At 64.3% G+C, this 18,359-nt stretch carries 18 protein-coding genes and 1 riboswitch; of the genes, 13 read left to right on the forward strand and 5 right to left on the reverse strand.

Annotated features, from left to right (window positions below; all coding sequences use genetic code 11):
- Position 1 precedes the first annotated feature (1 nt).
- From FJ940_RS05105 to FJ940_RS05145, 9 genes are all read left to right on the forward strand, one after another.
- Entirely contained in the window at positions 2-1,120 is a 1,119-nt protein-coding gene (locus FJ940_RS05105; RefSeq protein WP_140580652.1) for an ABC transporter ATP-binding protein, read from the forward strand.
- Positions 1,117-2,241: an ABC transporter ATP-binding protein gene (locus tag FJ940_RS05110; protein WP_140655619.1), complete on the forward strand. Its 1,125-nt coding sequence runs from the start codon at positions 1,117-1,119 to the stop codon at positions 2,239-2,241. The genes FJ940_RS05105 and FJ940_RS05110 overlap by 4 nt, the downstream gene beginning before the upstream one ends.
- Positions 2,241-3,794, forward strand: coding sequence for an FGGY-family carbohydrate kinase (locus FJ940_RS05115; RefSeq protein WP_140655622.1), 1,554 nt, complete (start codon positions 2,241-2,243; stop codon positions 3,792-3,794). The genes FJ940_RS05110 and FJ940_RS05115 overlap by 1 nt, the downstream gene beginning before the upstream one ends.
- 10 nt (positions 3,795-3,804) lie before the next feature.
- Positions 3,805-4,845, forward strand: coding sequence for a 2-hydroxyacid dehydrogenase (locus FJ940_RS05120; RefSeq protein WP_140497767.1), 1,041 nt, complete (start codon positions 3,805-3,807; stop codon positions 4,843-4,845).
- 45 nt (positions 4,846-4,890) lie between these two features.
- Positions 4,891-6,408, forward strand: a complete 1,518-nt coding sequence (locus FJ940_RS05125) for a glycerol-3-phosphate dehydrogenase (protein ID WP_140497769.1) — start codon at positions 4,891-4,893, stop codon at positions 6,406-6,408.
- Positions 6,409-6,456: 48 nt separating this feature from the next.
- Positions 6,457-7,398 carry a TIM barrel protein gene (locus tag FJ940_RS05130; protein WP_140655625.1) on the forward strand — a complete coding sequence of 314 codons (942 nt, stop codon included), beginning with the start codon at positions 6,457-6,459 and terminating at the stop codon, positions 7,396-7,398.
- A 226-nt stretch (positions 7,399-7,624) separates the two neighbouring features.
- Positions 7,625-8,458 (forward strand): transporter substrate-binding domain-containing protein, encoded by an 834-nt coding sequence (locus FJ940_RS05135; RefSeq protein ID WP_181171739.1) that lies wholly within the window; start codon positions 7,625-7,627, stop codon positions 8,456-8,458.
- Positions 8,459-8,460: 2 nt separating this feature from the next.
- Complete coding sequence (locus FJ940_RS05140; protein ID WP_140655891.1) at positions 8,461-9,822, forward strand: cation:dicarboxylase symporter family transporter; 1,362 nt, start codon at positions 8,461-8,463, stop codon at positions 9,820-9,822.
- Positions 9,819-10,610, forward strand: coding sequence for an amino acid racemase (locus FJ940_RS05145; RefSeq protein WP_140655628.1), 792 nt, complete (start codon positions 9,819-9,821; stop codon positions 10,608-10,610). Before FJ940_RS05140 ends, FJ940_RS05145 begins: the two co-directional genes overlap by 4 nt.
- A 21-nt stretch (positions 10,611-10,631) precedes the next feature.
- Here the strand turns inward: FJ940_RS05145 and fba are convergent, their stop codons facing one another.
- Positions 10,632-11,696, reverse strand: a complete 1,065-nt coding sequence (gene fba / locus FJ940_RS05150) for a class II fructose-bisphosphate aldolase (RefSeq protein WP_140559305.1) — start codon at positions 11,694-11,696, stop codon at positions 10,632-10,634.
- A gap of 263 nt (positions 11,697-11,959) precedes the next feature.
- On the opposite strand from fba, the gene FJ940_RS05160 reads away from it, so the two are divergent.
- From FJ940_RS05160 to FJ940_RS05170, 3 genes are read left to right on the forward strand one after another with little or no spacing between them, the layout of a single operon-like run.
- The gene (locus FJ940_RS05160; protein WP_140580661.1) at positions 11,960-12,730 is read left to right on the forward strand and encodes a DeoR/GlpR family DNA-binding transcription regulator; all 771 of its coding nucleotides are present in this window, start codon (positions 11,960-11,962) and stop codon (positions 12,728-12,730) included.
- An 18-nt stretch (positions 12,731-12,748) separates the two neighbouring features.
- Entirely contained in the window at positions 12,749-13,507 is a 759-nt protein-coding gene (locus FJ940_RS05165) for a triose-phosphate isomerase (protein ID WP_140655631.1), read from the forward strand.
- Between the two features lie 34 nt (positions 13,508-13,541).
- Positions 13,542-13,985, forward strand: coding sequence for an RpiB/LacA/LacB family sugar-phosphate isomerase (locus FJ940_RS05170; RefSeq protein ID WP_140497783.1), 444 nt, complete (start codon positions 13,542-13,544; stop codon positions 13,983-13,985).
- Here FJ940_RS05170 and dhaL read toward each other — a convergent pair.
- The 4 genes from dhaL to FJ940_RS05190 all read right to left on the reverse strand — a co-directional run bounded on the left by dhaL (position 13,982) and on the right by FJ940_RS05190 (position 17,715).
- Positions 13,982-14,617, reverse strand: a complete 636-nt coding sequence (gene dhaL / locus FJ940_RS05175) for a dihydroxyacetone kinase subunit DhaL (RefSeq protein WP_181169769.1) — start codon at positions 14,615-14,617, stop codon at positions 13,982-13,984. The genes FJ940_RS05170 and dhaL overlap by 4 nt on opposite strands.
- A 10-nt stretch (positions 14,618-14,627) precedes the next feature.
- The gene (locus tag FJ940_RS05180) at positions 14,628-15,635 is read right to left on the reverse strand and encodes a dihydroxyacetone kinase subunit DhaK (protein ID WP_140655634.1); all 1,008 of its coding nucleotides are present in this window, start codon (positions 15,633-15,635) and stop codon (positions 14,628-14,630) included.
- Positions 15,636-15,712: 77 nt separating this feature from the next.
- The gene (locus FJ940_RS05185; protein WP_140497787.1) at positions 15,713-16,186 is read right to left on the reverse strand and encodes a 6,7-dimethyl-8-ribityllumazine synthase; all 474 of its coding nucleotides are present in this window, start codon (positions 16,184-16,186) and stop codon (positions 15,713-15,715) included.
- A gap of 76 nt (positions 16,187-16,262) precedes the next feature.
- Positions 16,263-16,465: riboswitch (FMN riboswitch) on the reverse strand.
- A gap of 59 nt (positions 16,466-16,524) precedes the next feature.
- On the reverse strand, positions 16,525-17,715 hold the full coding sequence (locus FJ940_RS05190) for an MFS transporter (protein WP_140655637.1): 1,191 nt from the start codon (positions 17,713-17,715) through the stop codon (positions 16,525-16,527).
- Between the two features lie 49 nt (positions 17,716-17,764).
- Here FJ940_RS05190 and FJ940_RS05195 point away from each other — a divergent pair, with 49 nt between their 5' ends.
- A complete protein-coding gene (locus tag FJ940_RS05195; RefSeq protein ID WP_140514639.1) occupies positions 17,765-18,304 on the forward strand; it encodes an Lrp/AsnC family transcriptional regulator in 540 nt (179 codons plus the stop codon).
- The last annotated feature ends 55 nt before the right edge of the window (positions 18,305-18,359 follow it).

Below are 18,359 nucleotides of genomic sequence, written 5' to 3' on the forward strand. Positions count from 1 at the left end.
CATGGCCAGCCTCGAACTCAGAAACCTCGTCAAGCGCTACAAGAGCCAGACCGTGCTCGACAATCTTTCGCTGACCGTCGCTGACGGTGAGACGCTGGTCCTGTTCGGACCCTCCGGCGCCGGCAAGACGGTGCTGCTGCGCCTCGTCGCCGGCGTCATCGACCCCGACGAAGGCAAGATCCTCATCGGCGGCGAGGACATGACCGACGTCGACGCCGAATTCCGTGGCGTCGGCATGGCGTTCCAGAATTTCGCGCTGTTTCCGCATATGAGCGCGTTCGACAACATCGCGACGCCGCTGGAGGCCAAGCGGTCGTCGCAGGGCGCGATCAAGGCCGGCGTCGAGAGCGTCGCCAAGCTGTTGAAGATCGCCCATGTGCTCTCCCACAAGCCGCGCGCTCTTTCCAACGGCCAGAAGCAGCGCACCGCGCTTGCCCGTGCGCTGGTCGGCTCGCCACCGCTGCTGCTGCTCGACGATCCCTTGCGCAATGTCGACGCCAAGCTGCGTTTTGAGATGCGGCTCGAACTGCCGCGACTGCTTGCCGACCGCGGCGCCACCGTCGTTTACGTCACCCAGGATTATAAGGAAGCCATGGCGCTCGGCGACCGCATCGCGGTCATGTCGCAAGGCGTCGTCAGCCAGCTCGGCACGCCCGAACAGATCTATCGCGAGCCGGCAAATGTCGAGATCGCGCGGCTGTTCGGCGACCCGACCATCAACCTGCTCGACGTCAAGCCGGCGCTTGGCGCCAAGGGAATCCATGTCGCCCTGTCGAATGTGCAGGTCCATCTCGGCGGGGCTCCCGAGACCGCGGTCGGCCGCGACTGCATCATCGGGCTCAGGCCGGAAGCACTGCATTTCGTCGGAGAAAATGAACCCGGCGCCATTCCGGTGACGGTCGAGGCCGAAACCCCGCTCAACGAAAAGATCGTCACGCTGGTGCGCACGTTGCGCGGCCGCGAGATCCTGGTTTCGCGGCCGGCCGGAACACCGGGCCGCAGCGAAGGCAAGGCCCACATTGCCGTCGACGGCAAGAGCGCCCTGTTGTTCGATCGCGCCGGCGGCGAGCGCATCGGCTCGAAGAATGTCGTCAGTTTGCGCAACGGAGAAGCCGCATGAGCGCGAGCGCACTCACCATTTCCGGCGTCGACAAATTCTATGGCCCGATCGACCGGGGCGTCCACGCCGTCAAGAAGCTGACGATGGAGATCGGCAAGGGCGAGATCGTGGCGCTGCTCGGTTCGTCCGGCTGCGGCAAGACCTCGACCTTGCGCATGATCGCCGGCTTCGAGGAGGTGTCGCGCGGCGCGATCGCGGTCGCCGGCCGCCAGGTGCACACGCTGCCGCCGGTCAGGCGCAACGTGGCGATGGCCTTCGAGGGCTATTCGCTCTACCCGCCGCTGACGGTGCGCGAGAACATGGCCTTCGCGCTCAAGGCGGCCCGGCTGCCCAGAAGCGAGGTTGAGGCCAGGGTCGCCAGCATCGCCAAGCTGCTCGAGATCGAGGATATGTTGGAGCGTTACCCAAGCTCTATCTCCGGCGGCCAGCAGCAGCGCGCCAGCCTGGGCCGGGCGCTGATCCGCGACGCCGATTTGCACCTGCTCGACGAGCCGATGGGGCAGCTCGAACCGCAGCTTCGCGCCGTGCTGCGCGGCCGCATCAAGCATTTCATCAAGGAGCGCGGCTTGACCGCGATCCTGGTCACCCACGACCAGACCGAGGCCAATGCGCTTGCCGACCGCATCGCGGTGATGGAAGGCGGCGTGCTGCAGCAATTCGATACGCCGGACAGGATCAAGGAGCGTCCGGCGAACCTGTTCACCGGCACCTTCGTCGGCGAGCCGCCGATGAATGTCTTCGAGGCCTATGTTGGAACCGCCGCCGGCCGCATCAATCTCAAGCTGCCCGACGGATTGTCGCTCGACTACGACAAGGACGCCTTCAGCGCTCCCGTCCGCGACCAGCTGCTCAGCCGCGAGCGGGTCGTCATCGGCATCAGGCCTTACGCGGTGCGGCGCTCGAAGGAGGGTGTTCCCGCCAGGGTCTCGGCCAACCAGTGGCTTGGCGACCAGACCCATATCGCGGCCGATTTCGCCGGCGGCTCGCTGGTCCTGGTCGAGCACGACCGCACCCGGCTGGACCTTGGCGCGCCGATCAATGTCAGCATCGACCCGAAGAACCTGCATGTCTTCGACCAGGCGAGCGGCGAGGCCATTTCGCACGGCATGGAGCTCGCCTGATGCGTGATCTCTTGATCGGTATCGACGCCGGTACTTCCGTCATCAAGTCCATCGCCTTCGACACGAAAGGCCGGCAGATCGCCGCCGCGGCAACGCCGAACCATTACGAGACGCTGCCGGGCGGCGGCGCCGAACAGGATCTGGCTTGCACATGGGCGGATGCGGCGGCGACCTTGCGCCAGCTTGCCGACAAGGTGCCCGATCTCGCCAGCCGGACGATCGCCATCGCGGTGACCGGGCAGGGCGACGGCACCTGGTTGATCGACGGCAAGGGCGAGCCGGTGGCAAAGGGCTGGCTCTGGCTCGACGCGCGCGCCGCCGGCGTCGTCGAGGAGATCCGCGCGCGGCCCGAGGACCGGCTGCGTTTCGAAAAGACCGGCAGCGGGCTCGCCGCCTGCCAGCAGGGCTCGCAGTTCGTGTTCATGAAGCGCAACATGCCTGAAATGCTCGACAAGGCGGCGACGGCGTTTCATTGCAAGGATTGGCTCTATTTCAAGCTGACCGGCGAACGCGCCACCGATCCTTCCGAGGGAACCTTCACCTTCGGTGATTTCCGCACCCGCGACTATAGCGACGATGTGCTCGACGTGCTCGGCGTCGCGGACCTCCGGCATCTCCTGCCGCCGGTCACAGACGGCACCAGGCACAGCGCCGGTCTGTCGCAGGCGGCGGCCGCCGCCACCGGCATGCTTGCCGGCACGCCGATCGTGCTCGGCTATGTCGACGTCGTCTGCACCGCGCTTGGCGCCGGCCTGCTCGACCGCGAGCGCAAGCCCGGCTGCACCATCATCGGTTCCACTGGCATGCATATGCGGCTGGCCGAGACGCCGGACGACGTGCAACTGAACGAGGCGGCAACCGGCTACACCATGGCCATGCCGGCGCCCGGCGTGTTCGCGCAGATGCAGTCCAACATGGCGGCGACGCTAAACATCGACTGGGTGCTTGGGCTTGCCTCCGGCATCCTCGCCTCGCAAGGCATCACCCGCAGCAATGGCGAAATGATTGCGCTCGTCGATGCCTGGATCGCGGCCTCGCAGCCCGCCTCACTGCTCTACCAGCCCTATGTGTCGGAGGCCGGCGAGAGGGGGCCGTTCGTCGATGCCAATGCGAGAGCCGGCTTCGTCGGCATTTCCTCGCGCCACGGCTATGCCGACCTGGTGCGCGCTGTCTTCGAGGGATTGGCCTTCGCCGCGCGTGACTGCTACGCCGCCATGGGGCCATTGCCGCGCGAGATCCGGCTGACCGGCGGCGCCGCCCGAAGCCCGGCGCTGCGCAAGATCCTCGGAGCCGCCGTCGGCGCAGACATCCGCACCAGCCAGCGCGAGGAGGCCGGGGCGGCCGGCGCGGCGATGATAGCCGCGGTCTGCGTCGGCCTGTACAAGTCGATGGACGAATGCGTCGCGGAATGGGTGACGCCGCTGCTTGGCGAGGCGGAGCCGAGTGATCGGGACCTCGCCGCGATCTACGACAGGATGACCCCGTCCTACATGTTGGCGCACCAGGCGCTGCGGCCGGTCTGGCGCGCGATGGCTTCGGTGCAGGCAAATTGAGAAGTCGAGTATGCCCAGGAAAATAGCGATCATTGGTGACAACTTCATGCTTCCGGAGGTGTTTCGCGCCAAAATCGAGAAGGTCGCGAGCGGTGACCTCGATGTCAGGACATTGCAGACCGCCTGGCCCGACGAGCCGATGGAATTCGGCGATCCGGCGCTCGGCCTCGACAAGGTCAAGGAGTATTTCGGCCGTCCCGACGAGGTCGTCGAGTTCATTGGCGATGCCGAGATCCTCGTCACCCAGCTTGCACCATTGTCGGAGGGCATGATGCGCCGCCTGCCGGCCCTGAAGCTGGTCGCGGTGTCGCGCGGCGGCCCGATCAACATCGACATGGAAGCGGCGCGCGCGCATGGCATCACCGTCGTCAACGTGCCCGGCCGCAACGCGACCGCCGTGGCCGAATTCACCATCGGCGCCATATTGGCCGAAACGCGGCTGATCCGGGTCGGCCACGAAGCGCTGCGCAGGGGCGAATGGCGCGGCGATCTCTACCGCGCCGACCGCACCGGCCGCGAGCTTAGCGAGATGACGGTCGGCGTCGTCGGTTACGGCAATATCGGAACAAAGGTAGTCAGGCTGCTGCGCGCTTTCGGCTGCCACGTTCTGGTCAGCGACCCCTATGTGCAGTTGAGCGCAGAGGACCGCAACGCCGGCGTCGAACTGGTCGCGCTTGACGATCTCCTATCCCGCTCCGACGTGGTCACGCTGCATTCGCGGGTGACGCCGGAGACGCGCGGCCTGATCGGCAAGGACACCATCGCGCGGATGAAACCCGGGGTGATCTTCGTCAACACGGCGCGCGGGCCGCTGGTCGACTATGACGCACTCTATGAGGCGCTTGTTTCAGGCCAGATCGCCAGCGCCATGCTGGAGACGTTCGCGGTCGAGCCTGTGCCGTCGGACTGGCCCTTGCTGCAGCTTCCCAACGTGACGCTGACGCCGCATATCGCCGGCGCCTCGGTGCGCACCGTGACCTATGCGGCCGAGCAGGCCGCCGAGGAAGTGCGCCGCTATATCGCCGGGCTGCCTCCGGTCAATCCGTGCTGAGGCGGCAGCCATGGTGTGTAAATCCGGCAGCGAGATCGTGACGAGATGAGTGGCGGACCCGAAATCGTCGACCTTTTCGTCATCGGCGGCGGCGTCAACGGCGCCGGCATAGCCCGCGATGCAGCAGGCCGCGGCCTCTCCGTCATCCTGTGCGAAAAGGACGATCTGGCGGAAGGCACCAGTTCGCGATCGGGCAAGCTCGTCCATGGCGGCCTGCGCTACCTCGAATATTACGAGTTCCGCCTGGTGCGCGAGGCGCTGATCGAGCGCGAGGTACTCCTGGAATCGGCACCGCACATCATCTGGCCGATGCGCTTCGTGCTGCCGCACAGTCCTGACGACCGGCCGGCCTGGCTGGTGCGGCTCGGCCTGTTCCTCTACGACCATCTCGGCGGCCGCAAGCGGCTGCCGGCCACCCGCACGCTCGACCTGCGCACCGCGCCCGAGGGCGCGCCGATCAAGGACGAGTTCAAGCGCGGTTTCGAATATTCCGATTGCTGGGTCGACGACGCCCGTCTCGTGCTGATCAATGCGCTGGATGCGCGCGAGCGCGGAGCGAAGATCTTCACCCGAACCGCCTGCACCGCCGCCCGCCGGGAAGGCGGCCTCTGGTCGGTGGAGATGCGCGACGGCAAGACCGGCGTGAAAACCACCGTGCGAGCGCGGGCGCTGGTCAATGCCGCTGGCCCTTGGGTCAACGACATCATCAACCGCGTTGCTGGCCAGAACTCGACGCGCAATGTCCGCCTGGTCAAGGGCAGCCATATCGTCGTGCCCAAATTCTGGGAGGGCCGCCAAGCTTACCTCATCCAGAACAGCGACAAGCGGGTGATCTTCATCAATCCTTATCAGGGCGATCTCGCCTTGATCGGCACCACCGACATTCCCTATGACGGCCGACCCGAGGACGTGGCGGCGGATGAGAGCGAGATCGAATACCTGATCAGGGTGGTCAACCGCTATTTCAAGCGCGGCCTCGCGCGCGGCGATGTCGTCTATTCGTTCTCCGGCGTCAGGCCGCTCTATGACGACAATGCCGATAACCCGAGTGCCGTGACCCGCGACTATATTTTCGAACTCGACGCGCCGGATGCTGAGGCGCCGCTGCTGTCCGTCTTCGGCGGCAAGATCACCACCTTCCGCAAGCTCGCCGAGCATGCGCTGGACAGGATCGCTCCGTTCTTCCCCCGGATGGGCAAGCCCTGGACGGCGAAGGCGCATCTGCCTGGCGGCGACATCGCCAATGCCGATTTCGAACAGTTTTTAGGCGATCTCGGGCGGGAGTATCCATGGATGCCTGCATCGCTGCTCAAGCACTACGGCCGGCTCTACGGCACCAGGACACGCCTTCTGGTCGGCGCGGCCCGTTCGCTCGCGGAACTCGGGCGATGCTTCGGCAAGGATTTCTTCGAGCGCGAGGCCAGTTACCTGTTCGAGCAGGAATGGGCTGAGACACCGGCCGACATTCTCGAACGGCGCACCAAGCACGGCCTGCATCTTTCCGCCGAGGAGAGATCGGCTTTCGAACACTGGTGCGCGAGCCGGCTGGCGAGGGCAGGGTGATGGCAATCATCGCCAATGTAGCGCGAAAGGGCTGAGAGGATCGCGATCGTGGCATTCACGCTCTCCCTCAACACCAATCCGCTGGTCAACCGCTTTGCCGAGCCTGACGACCTGGTCGATACCATCGCCTATGACATCGGCATCAGGGACATTCAGCTCACGCATGAATTCGTCAATCCGGGCTGGCCGGCGGCGACGATCGTGAAATTCGTCCGCCTGTTTCGTGGCGCACTCTCCCGCACGGGCGTGCGCGTGACCTCGGGCACGACCGGTCCTTACGGCCGGCTCAACCATTTCGGCCATCCAGACGCGGATGTGCGCCGCTACTATGTCGGCTGGTTCAAGACCTTTGCCGACATCTCGGCCGAGCTTGGCGCCGGCGGCATGGGTACCCAATTCGCGATCTTCACCCATCGCGATTATGATGATCCCGCGCGCCGCGCGCGCCTGTTCGACATTGCACTGGAATGCTGGCGCGAGGTCGCCGAACACGCCCGCGCGGCCGGGCTTAACTACCTGTTCTGGGAGCCGATGTCGGTCGGCCGCGAGTTCGGCCACACGATCGAGAATTGCAGGCTGCTGCAGAATGCGATCGACGCGGCCGGGATGGCCATTCCGCTGGAGATGATGGTCGACATCGACCATGGCGACGTCACCTCCAGCAACCCGGCCGATATCGATCCCTATGCCTGGGCCGAGGCTTTCCCCAGGAAGTCGCCGATCATCCACATCAAGCAATCGTCGATGAACAAGGGTGGCCATTGGCCGTTCACCGCGGCTCACAACAGGGACGGCCGCATCACGCCTGAAAAGCTGCTGGAGACGGTGCGGCGCGGCGGCGGCACCGACAACGAGATCTGCCTCGAACTGTCGTTTCGCGAGCGCGAACCGGTCGACCACCAGGTGGTCGCCATGATCCGCGAATCGGTCGACTACTGGGCGCCCTTTATCGACACGGGCAGGCCTGACCTGCTGCCGAAAAACGGGTAGAGGTCGGAGTGGGGAGCCGATGCCACTCGCGCTGTTGACGTCCAACCGGTTGGCCCGCCAGCGAAGCAACCAGATGACATATTAGATAATGCGAGTATTGCGGCAGCCTGCGCTGCTGATTGCTATAAAAGTACAATGCGAAAGATACTTTTGTTTAACTTCGCCATGCATACTGCGAATTGGTCCGATTTGTTGTCCGGCTTCCCTCGCGAACTAGAGAATCCGCATGTCGGTTACACGTCGCACGCTGCTCACGGCCGGAAGCGTCGGCTTGCTGGTCGCGCAAGCTCGGGCGGCCAATACTCCAGGACAGCAGGCGGAGATCGCTCCCGTCGTCGGCGACAATGCGCTGCGCATTGCAATGCCGGCCTTTGCCTCCGATCCATTCTTCCCGGCCGATGGATCGGGGAACAGCGGCATAGACATGGAACTGGCCCGCGGCATAGCAGCGGAGCTCGGCGTCGAGCCGGTGTTCGACCGATCCGCCGCAACGTTCGACGGCATGGTGAAACAGCTGACTTCCGGCCAGGCGGACATAGCCATCGGCAAGCTCAGCCGAACCCTTCGCCGTGGCCGCTCAATCCTCTATTCCCGGCCCTATGCCATGCTGCACCAAGGCCTCATCGCCAATCGCCTCAACCTGGCGCGCATCGCGCAAGGCAAACCACCCGAGCAGATCATCCGCGATTTCTCGGGCGATCTCGGCGTGATCGAGGGCTCTTCATTCGCAACCTATGCGGCGACGACCTTCCCGCATGCACAAGTTCATCGTTTCGCAGGCTGGGACATGGTTGTCGATGCGATCCGCGACGGGACGATCGACATGGCGTATCGCGACGATTTCGAGATCAAGAAGCTGATGGTCGACGATCCGTCGATGATGGTCGCCGCACGCTCGATCACGCTGACCGACAAGCTAGACACGATCGCAATCGGCGTGCGACCGGACAATCCGCATCTCGCGGCCTTTATCGACCTTTACCTCGATCTCGCGCGCGCTCAGCAGGTTCTCAGCACTGACGAGATCATCGCGCGCTACCGGTTGGGGAGCAAAGCTTGACTATGGCCGTTTCGGAGGCAGCCGGACCCTTGGCTTTCGATTGGCGCCTGGCGGCAAGGCGCATATTGCGCTCGCCCGCGACGACGATCGCGATGATCGGGGCGGGAATCCTTTGCGGCCTCTATTATCCAGCATTTGCCCATGCGATCAGCCCTGTCGCGCAGCTCTACCTGAATTTCCTCAAGATGGTCGTCCTGCCCTATCTGGTCTCGTCGGTCATCTTCTCGATCATGTCGATGGTTCAGGATCCGAACTCGGTCCGTTACCTGGGCCGGGTGGGCATGGCGGTGCTGGTCGTGTCGTTCCTGAGCGTGTTGGTGAGTGGCACCTACTCGCTTGTCCTTCAGCCGGGCCAGATCGAGAATCCTCAATCGCGCATCGAGCTTGGCGAGTTCATCAATTCGCAGGGCAGCGTATCCACCGATCTCGCATTCCCCTATCAACCACCACCCAATGAGGGCTCCGACAACGGGCATTCGATACTGCTCGATCTTGTGCCGAACAACGTCTTCAGCGCGCTGGCCTCCGGCCAAACCATCCAGGTCCTGCTGTTCTGCCTGCTGTTCGGGCTCGCGATGGGCAAGATTCCGCAGCCTTCATCGATGAGCCTGTCTCAGGCGCTGAACGCGGTTTACCGGGCCTGCACGGTCCTCACCAACTGGTTCATCTGGGGATTGCCGTTTGCAACCTTCATCCTCATCGCGGATCAGACCGCGTCGACCGGAACCAAGCCGCTCACGCTGATGGGCGGTTATCTGCTGGTGATGGGTCTTTCCTGCCTCACATTCATCGCCGGCGCATTTGCCGTTATCGCCATCCGCTCTCGGCGAAGCTACTGGACCACGATCAAGACCTGTCAGCCCCTTCTCATGGTGGCCATCACCACGCGCTCTACCGTCGCCTCGCTTCCGTGGGTCATCAACCTGTTGAGCGAGCGTCTGCGGTTCAGCCTTGTGGTCGTCGAACTGCTCGTGCCGCTGCAGGCGGCATTGCTGCGGACAGGCCCGGCGCTGCTTTACACGTCGGGTGTTCTTTTCATCGCTCAGCTCTACGGCCGTCCCCTGGCAATCCCCGACCTCCTGCTCGTCGGCATCACCTCGGCGCTTCTCGCGCTGACGACTGGCGGCATGGGCAGCCTGCTCATCCTGTCCCAGATGTCGATCGTCTGTGGCTACCTGAAGATTCCCTTCGAGGCGGCGTTCGCCCTGTTCGTCGCGGTCGACGCGGCCGTCGACACGTTCATGACGCTGTCCAGCGTCTGCACCGTGGCGGCGAGCACCGCAATGATCGCGCCCAGCCACAGGGAGACGACGCAGCCTGTCGAAGCGGCGTCGGAACAGCTCGAAGCCGAGCCCGTCCGATGATCGACCATGGCGTCAGCCTCCAGCTCGGCGTCATCGGCGGTCTCGGGCCGTTGGCATCGGCTGACTTCTACTTCAAGCTGACCCGAATGACCCAGGCGTTCCGGGACAATGAGCATGTGCCCGCCGTCATCCTCAGCGTGCCTCAGCTGCCTGACAGGACCGAGGCGATCCTTGCCGGCCATGACGGTCCGTTGCCGTCTTTGAAAGCCGCGGTCTCGACGCTCAATGCGCTCGGCGTTGCCTGTATCGCGATGCCGTGCAACACCGCCCATCATTGGTATGAGCAGCTGGCGGCGAGCTCGCAGGCGCGGATCATCCATATCGCCGACGCGGTCGTGGCTGAAACCCATCGTAGCCTGAGCCGAGGCAAGGTTACGATCCTCGCCACGCAGGGCACGCTGGTCTCCGGCTTCTATCGGGACAGGATGTCGGCGGCGGGATTTGAGCTCTGCTTTCCCGCCGTCACGGAATTCCAGGGCCGCGTCGATAGCGCGATCGGCCTCGTCAAGGCCGGTTCGATCGCGGAGGCGGCGAGCGAAACCGAGCGCGCGCTTGAAATCGCGCGATCGGCCGGCGCCGATACGGCCGTTCTCGGCTGCACCGAACTGTCGGTGGTGGCCGCCAGCCTCAACCCTACGAACGGATTGGTCGTCATCGACAGCAATGCAGCCTTGGCGCGAGCCTGTTTGACACGGTTGGGCTTCGCCGCGCAGGACGTTCCGCGACCTCGGCCGGTGTTCTCATCCCGTAAAGAGCTGGAGCGGTTCGGCGGTTCTATCCAACACTGAACCGCTCCGGGAACTGGTCGTTTAGCCGAATTTCGGATCGAGGCTGCCCGCTTTGTAACGCTTGGCCATTTCCGAGACCGGCAGCGGCTTGATCTTCGGCGCGTTGCCGGCGGTGCCGAACTGCTCGAAACGCTCCTTGCACAGCTTCCTCATCGCCGCCATCGCCGGCGTCAGATATTTACGCGGATCGAATTCCGAGGGATTTTCCGTCAGCACCTTGCGGATCGCGCCGGTCAGCGCCATGCGGTTGTCGGTGTCGATGTTGATCTTGCGCACGCCATGCTTGATTCCGCGCTGGATCTCTTCCACCGGCACGCCCCAGGTCGGCTTCATCTGCCCGCCATATTTGTTGATGATCTCCTGCAGATCCTCCGGCACCGAGGACGAACCATGCATGACCAAGTGCATGTTCGGCAGGCGGCGGTGGATTTCCTCGATGACGTTCATCGCCAGCACCGCGCCATCCGGCTTGCGCGAGAATTTATAGGCGCCGTGGCTGGTGCCCATGGCAACCGCCAGCGCGTCGACATGGGTGTCGCGCACGAACTGCTCGGCCTGCACCGGATCGGTGAGCAATTGGTCGTGGCTGATCGCGCCTTCGATGCCGTGGCCGTCCTCCTGTTCGCCGCCGCCGCTCTCCAGCGAGCCCAGCACGCCGATCTCGCCCTCGACCGAAACGCCGCCCCAATGCGCCATGTCGACGACGCGCTTGGTGATGCCCGAATTATAGGCGTAGTCGGCCGGCGACTTGCCGTCCTCCTTGAGTGATCCATCCATCATTACCGAGGTGAAACCATGCTGGATCGCGGTGACGCAGGTAGCCTCGTTGTTGCCGTGGTCGAGGTGCATGCAGACTGGGATGTCGGGATGGATCTCGACCAGCGCATCGATCAGCTTGGCCAGCACCACGTCATTGGCATAGGCACGCGCACCGCGGCTTGCCTGCAGGATGACCGGCGACTTAGTCTCCTCCGCAGCCTCCATGATGGCGAGGCCCTGTTCCATGTTGTTCATGTTGAAGGCCGGCACGCCATAGCCGTATTCGGCGGCGTGATCGAGCAATTGTCTCAGTGTGATGCGAGCCAACGAATAGTCTCCCGTATCTGGTTTCTAACCTTTGCTTGCTGGCTGTCCGCGCATCGTCCAGCCCACCGATGCTTCTGGCCGGATTTCCGCGCAACCGCAACCGTCAGACACCGTCCCGGCAGCAATTCTTGTTACAGGGCCGTGATGAAAGCCACGGGAATATCCCAGGAAAATATCTCATTATAACAAAAATCATGATAGTTTCAGGAAGAAATATGTTATCTTGTCGAGGAGCCAGCGCCGGTTGGCGGATAACGGCAGCAATGAAGAGCGATAGCAGACGTCAAGGCATCATGGACTTTCTGATGGACGTCGGCGCGGCGAGCGTCGACGATCTTGCCTCACGCTTTGGCGTCTCCAGGATGACGGTGCATCGTGATCTCGACGACCTTGAGGAGAGCGGTTTCCTGCGCAAGGTGCGTGGCGGCGCTTCGATCCAGCCGAGCGGTCTCTTCGAAAGCGATTTTCGCTACCGGCAAAAGCAGGCGACAGGGGAAAAGCAGCGCCTTGCGGCGGCCGCCGTGGCGATGATCGAACCCGGCCAGACTGTCATCATCGACGACGGCTCGACGGCTGGCGGCATCGCACGGCATCTCGCCGATTTCAGGCCGCTGACGGTGATCTCCAACAATCTGGCCGTCATCCAGGACCTGGCCGGCGCCGGGGGCATCGACCTGATTGCGCTCGGCGGCCAGTATAGCAAGAAGTTCCACGGCTTCTTCGGACTGCTTGCCGAGGCTTCGCTGAGATCGCTGCGCGCGGACGTCGCCTTCCTGTCGTCATCGGCTATCCACGGCGCCTCCGCTTTCCACCAGGACCAGGAGGTGGTGCAGATCAAGCGGCTGATGATGGAAGCAGCGACCCGCAAATACCTTCTGGTCGATCACGGCAAGTTCGGCCGCACGGCGCTGCATTTCCTGACCGAACTCGAGGCGTTCGATGCCGTCTTCACCGGTCGCGCGCCTGAGCCCGGAATGCGCGCCGCACTGGATGCCGCCGGCGTTTCGCTGACGGTGGTCGCCAACAAGGATTGAGGATCAAGGAGCGCAGGCGTGGTTTATTGGGTCGGTACAAGCTGGAAGATGAACAAGACGCTCGCCGAGGCGCTGGATTTCGCCGGGGCATTGGCCGGCTTCGTGCCAGGCTTCGACGAGCGCATCCAGCCTTTCGTCATCCCGCCGTTCACGGCGGTGCGCGAGGTCAAGCAGGCGCTGTCGTCGACGCGGGTCAAGGTCGGTGCCCAGAACATGCACTGGGCCGATGCCGGGGCCTGGACCGGCGAGATCTCGCCGCTGATGCTGAGCGACTGCGGTCTCGACATGGTCGAACTCGGCCACAGCGAACGGCGCGAGCATTTCGGCGAGACCGATCGCACCGTCGGCCTGAAGACGGCGGCCGCCGTCAAGCACGGACTGATACCGCTGATCTGCGTCGGCGAGACGCTGGCGGAGCGCGAAAACGGCAAGGCGGATGCGGTGTTGACCGGCCAGGTCGAGGGTGCGCTGCTGTTCCTCGAAGGCGAGGCGAAGGCGGCAAAAATCCTGTTTGCCTATGAGCCGGTCTGGGCGATCGGCGACAAGGGTATTCCGGCCAGCTCCGCCTATGCCGAAAAACAGCAGGCGCTGATCAAGAAAGTGGCCGGCGGCCTGCTGCCGTCCATCCCGCCGGTGCTCTATGGCGGCAGCGTCAATCCCGGCAACGCGGCCGAGCTGATCGGCCAGCCCAGCATCGATGGCCTCTTTATCGGCCGCTCGGCCTGGCAGGCGGAGGGCTACATCGACATCCTCAGGCGCGCCTCGGTGGCGATCTGAACGAACGAAATCTCATTCAAGAAAGGACACGACCATGAAAATAGCCATTGGAGCCGACAGCGCCGGCAAGCCGTTGCTTGATGTCATCGCCGCGCATCTCGCGACAAAATCCGGCCTCACCGTCAGCGACCTCAGCCAGGCCGGCTTTTATGCCGACCTGTCACAAAAGCTCGCCCAGACGATCATCGACGGCGAGAACGACCGCGGCATCCTGTTCTGCGGCACCGGCATCGGCGTCTCGATCTCGGCCAACAAGGTGCCTGGCATCCGGGCGGCACTCACCCACGACACCTATTCCGCGGAGCGCGCCGCCAAATCCAACAACGCGCAGATCATCACCATGGGCGCCCGCGTCATCGGCCCGGAACTCGCCAAGGCGATCGTCGATACCTGGTTGGCCTCGGAGTTCGACGAGAAGGGACCGTCGGCCGGCAATGTCCAGGCGATCAACAAGCTCGATGAAGCGAAGCAGGCCTAAGCCAGGTTGTCGCGCAAAGCCTCGATGACGGTCACGGCCGAGGCGGCGCCGGGGTCGATATGGCCGAGCGAGCGTTCGCCGAGCCGCGAGGAGCGGCCCTTGACGGCGATCATGTCCTTGGTCGCCTCGGCCCCCCGGCGCGCCGCGTCCACTGCCGCGTCGAGGCTTTCGGCAAGACCTTTTCCCGCCGCATTGCTGGCGCCGGCCGCTTCCGCCGCCGGCAACCAGGCGTCGATCATCGTCTTCTCGCCGATCTCGGCCTTGCCGCGATCGCGGATGCCTTGCGCCATCGCCTGGAACAGCGCGACGACATCCGCATCAGCTAGCGTGGTCTTGCCCTTGACGGCAGCGGCGGCGCGCATGAAGGCGGTGGCATAGAGCGGGCCAGACGACGCACCGACCGCGTTGAGGAACGATTTAGCCGCCATGTTGAGAAGCGCGGTCGGCTCGGTCGCCGCCAGGTCGAGTGGCGCCAGCGCGTCGCGCACTGCGTTGAAGCCGAGCGCCATGGCGATGCCGTGATCGGCGTCGCCGATGACGCCGTCGAGCTGGCAGAGCCGGTCCTTGTCGGCTTCGATCGCCACCGCGATCGCATCGAACATTCTCTTCAGGTCAGCGCTATCGATGCTCACGGGTCACTCCTCAGCCGGCGCGGAACATGGCGCAGTCGCACGGATGGTCGAGCATGGTCTGCAACTCGCCATCGAGATGGAACAGCGTCACCGAGGCGCCGGCCATTTCGAGCGACGTGCAGTAATTGCCGACCCAGGTCGCATGGATGGAAACGCCGATGTCGTCGAGACGCTGCTTGACGCGACGGTTCATGATGTAGAGCTCCATCAACGGTGTCGAGCCCAGCGAATTGACCAGCACCGCGACCTTGTCGCCACGCGAAGGCGCCATCTCGGCGAGGATCTTGTCCAGCATCTCGTCGGTGATCTCGTTGGCGGTCCCGAGCTTGCCGCGCGCGATGCCCGGCTCGCCATGGATGCCCATGCCGATCTCCATCTCGTCGGCGCCGATCTCGAAATTCGGCCGCCGGGTCTGCGGCAGCGAGCAGGGCGACAGCGCCACGCCCATGGTGAAGGTGTGATCGTTGGCCTTGCGCGCGATGCGCTCGCATTCGTCGAAGGAGAGCATGCGGTCACAGGCCGCGCCGGCCGCCTTGAAGACGAAGAAATTGCCGGCGACGCCGCGACGCTTCTGCCGCTGGTCGCGCGGTGCCGAGGCGACATCGTCGGTGGTCAGCACCGTGCGCACCTCGATATCGTCCATGGCGGCCATTTCGGCCGCCATGTCGAAATTCATCACGTCCCCGGCATAGTTGCCGTACGTGAACAGGACGCCGGCGCCGCCGTTCGCCGCCTTGGCGCATTCAAGGATGGGATCGGGTGGCGGCGAGGCAAAGACATTGCCGATCGCCGCCGCGTCCGCCAGGCCCTTGCCGACAAAACCGAGAAAGGTCGGCTCATGGCCCGAGCCGCCGCCGACGACGAGCCCGACCTTGCCGGGACGCGGTCCGTTGCGGGCGATGATCGAGCGCGGGTTGCCGTCCACGCTCCTGAGATGGCTGGGATGCGCGGCCAGAATCCCCTCTAGCATCTCGTCGACGGCACGGTTGCCGTCATTGATGATCTTCTTGGTCTGCACCGGCATCCTCCCGAACTCGGCATTTTCCCGAGATACTACAGGCTGTTACCGGGATTTCTACCCCGCTCTCGGCTGTTTCAGGCGGCGATGTGCCTTCGCGCCGCCAGAATCTGGAGGCATGCGCCGGCCGCTTCCTTGCCCTTTACCTGGAAGTGCTCGAGGAAGAAGCGGTGGTGCTCGGAGCTGTCGTGGTAATTGTGCGGCGTCAGTACCGCCGAAAGCACCGGCACGCCGGTCGTCAACTGCACATTCATCATGCCGTCGATGACCGCGCCGGCGACGAATTCGTGCCGGTAGATGCCGCCATTGACGACGAAGGCAGCGCCGAGGATCGCGGCGTAGCGACCCGTCTCGGCCAATGTCTTGGCGTGCAGCGGGATCTCGTAGGCGCCGGGCACGTCGAAGATTTCGACGGCAAAGCGGCCGTCGCCCAGTGCAGCAAGCTCCGCCTCGAAGGCAGCGACACACTGGTCGACGATATCCGCGTGCCAGCGCGCCCTGACAACGGCAACGCGGGTCGTTTCATAGTCTTTGTGGGAATGCTGATTCATGGGTCCATCCTTCCGTTTCGAACCAGAATCAGGACGCACGATACGAAAACCGGCCGCCGGGGCGGTCCGTCTTCCGTTTCGTTCTCTTCCATCCGGACTGTAACCGTCGGCTCCGGAATCACACCGGATCTGCTGACCCTTCCGGTTTTGCCGGAAAGCGCTCGCGGGCTTGGGTCCCGCGCATGACCCCGAAAACCGGACCGGTTTTCGGAAAGAAATCATGCGCAATCAGGAGTCCTTACCGCCGGTGGGGACTTTCACCCCGCCCTGAGAACATTAACGGCTTTGTATGGAAGGGCAGGGGCGCCGCTGTCAACCGCGCGCGGGCTGGTGGCCCATCACGTCCTGTGTGGCTGGCGCGTGCGCCAAGCGGCGGCCGAAGCCGCGACCAGCATCAGCAACGCCGCCACCATTGCCGATGCGGCAAAGCCGAAATCCGAATATAGCGGCCCGAAGCCGGTGGTGCCGACAAAGACCGCCAGATATGTCACCGCGCTGTTCAGGCCCATGATCGTGCCGCGCCGTGACGGATCGAGCGCCGACAGACGCATCACCAGTACGTTCAGACCGAAGTGATTGGCGAGACCCCAAGCCGCCACCATGGCGAGCATCATGCCATAGCTGTTGCTTGTCGCGGCGATCGCGACATAGACGATGGCGACGAGCAGGTAAGCGAAGGGCATGACGCGGCGAGCCCCCAGGCGATCGATGATGCCGTCGAAGAGCGCCGCCGTGCCGAACCCGGCGCCATAGGCGAGTGCGGCCAGGCCGTTGGCGCTGACCGGCTGACCCAGCCCGCCGTGCAGATGGTCGCCAAGATAGCCATAGACACCATAGAAGGCGGTCATGAAGGCGCCGCAGGCGATCAGAAGCGGCACGATGCCGGGAATGCCGAGCGCCTCGAGCGGCGCAGGCGCCGGGCCGGCCTTTCTGACATCCGGGAGTGACGACGCGGTAAGGCTGCCAAGCGCCAGCGCCGCCAGCAGCGCCACGGCGGCGAAGACGGCCCGCCAGTGCACGAGATCGGCAAGCACCGCCGACAGCGAAACGCCGGCCACCATGCTCAGCGTCCATCCGGTCAGCACAACGCCGATCGTCCCGCTTTCCCGTCCAGGTGGGGCAATCGCCGCGGAGCTGGCATAGATTGCCGGCATGGCGACGCCGGCGGCGATGCCGGCGAGAAGCTGCGCGGCGACCAGCGCCGTCACCGTCGGCGCCGCAGCGCTTGCGACAAGCGCCAACGCCAGCAGCAGCAAGGCCGCCTGAAGGATCCGGCGCGCGCCGACCCGGTCGATGTAGCGCGCCAGGAACAAGGCGCTCGCCGAGGTGCCGAGGCCGAACGCGGCGGCCGCCATCATGACGACAGGCACGCTGGTCGCGAACGACACGGCCACGGCGGGAGCAATCGGACCCAGCACCAGGGAGTTCGAGCCGATGACGGCGATGCATCCGGTCAAGAGATAGGCCAGCGCCGGGATGGGCGGCCGGGCATTCGCCCCCAGGGTTGCTGCTTGATCGCTGTTCGACATATATTCATAATGGCCGTATTTTATTCGGCTACAATCGGGAATTTCCACTATGGACGAAGAAACAAATGGCATTCCGCAGAACAGGCCGGCGCCCCGCGATCTCGACGCGATCGACAGAAAGATATTAGGCGTTCTCGTCGACGACGCCACGGTCAGCTATGCTGAGCTTGGCGATCGTGTCGGCCTCTCTCCGCCCGCCGCGCATGAGCGCGTCAAGCGCCTTCGGCGCAGCGGCGCCATTCGCGGCACGGCTGCCATCATCGACCCCAAGGCGGTCAAGAAGCCGCTGCTGGCATTCGTGCATATCGACACCAAGGGCTGGGGCAAGACGCCGGAGCTGATGGCGGTTTCGCAATATCCGGAGGTCGAGGAGATCCACACGGTTGCCGGCGACACCTGCATGCTGCTGAAGGTCCGCACGGAGGACACGCGGGCGCTCGAAGGCCTGCTGTCGCGCCTCTACGAGACACCCGGCGTCACCTCGACGCGCAGCTACGTGGTGCTGTCGACCTATCTCGAGCGGCCGGTGCAGCCCGGCGTCACGACGCAGTGGCCGGCGCCCAAGCACATGGCCGAGCCTCTGTACTAAGGCCTGATGCCATAAGCGCGAAGCGGTTTTCGGACGACATCATGCTCTATTTCTT

Origin of the sequence: Mesorhizobium sp. B2-3-7 (assembly GCF_006442695.1) — a bacterium.
In the GTDB taxonomy this organism is placed as follows: Bacteria; Pseudomonadota; Alphaproteobacteria; order Rhizobiales; family Rhizobiaceae; genus Mesorhizobium.

Excerpts from the sequence above, each read along its gene's own strand:
- FJ940_RS05105 (WP_140580652.1), top strand. The coding sequence starts at position 2 with ATGGCCAGCCTCGAACTCAGAAACCTCGTCAAGCGCTACAAGAGCCAG.
- FJ940_RS05110 (WP_140655619.1), top strand. The coding sequence starts at position 1,117 with ATGAGCGCGAGCGCACTCACCATTTCCGGCGTCGACAAATTCTATGGC.
- FJ940_RS05115 (WP_140655622.1), top strand. The coding sequence starts at position 2,241 with ATGCGTGATCTCTTGATCGGTATCGACGCCGGTACTTCCGTCATCAAG.
- FJ940_RS05120 (WP_140497767.1), top strand. The coding sequence starts at position 3,805 with ATGCCCAGGAAAATAGCGATCATTGGTGACAACTTCATGCTTCCGGAG.
- FJ940_RS05125 (WP_140497769.1), top strand. The coding sequence starts at position 4,891 with ATGAGTGGCGGACCCGAAATCGTCGACCTTTTCGTCATCGGCGGCGGC.
- FJ940_RS05135 (WP_181171739.1), top strand. The coding sequence starts at position 7,625 with ATGTCGGTTACACGTCGCACGCTGCTCACGGCCGGAAGCGTCGGCTTG.
- FJ940_RS05140 (WP_140655891.1), top strand. The coding sequence starts at position 8,461 with ATGGCCGTTTCGGAGGCAGCCGGACCCTTGGCTTTCGATTGGCGCCTG.
- FJ940_RS05145 (WP_140655628.1), top strand. The coding sequence starts at position 9,819 with ATGATCGACCATGGCGTCAGCCTCCAGCTCGGCGTCATCGGCGGTCTC.
- FJ940_RS05160 (WP_140580661.1), top strand. The coding sequence starts at position 11,960 with ATGAAGAGCGATAGCAGACGTCAAGGCATCATGGACTTTCTGATGGAC.
- FJ940_RS05170 (WP_140497783.1), top strand. The coding sequence starts at position 13,542 with ATGAAAATAGCCATTGGAGCCGACAGCGCCGGCAAGCCGTTGCTTGAT.
- FJ940_RS05185 (WP_140497787.1), bottom strand. The coding sequence starts at position 16,186 with ATGAATCAGCATTCCCACAAAGACTATGAAACGACCCGCGTTGCCGTT.
- FJ940_RS05190 (WP_140655637.1), bottom strand. The coding sequence starts at position 17,715 with ATGTCGAACAGCGATCAAGCAGCAACCCTGGGGGCGAATGCCCGGCCG.
- FJ940_RS05195 (WP_140514639.1), top strand. The coding sequence starts at position 17,765 with ATGGACGAAGAAACAAATGGCATTCCGCAGAACAGGCCGGCGCCCCGC.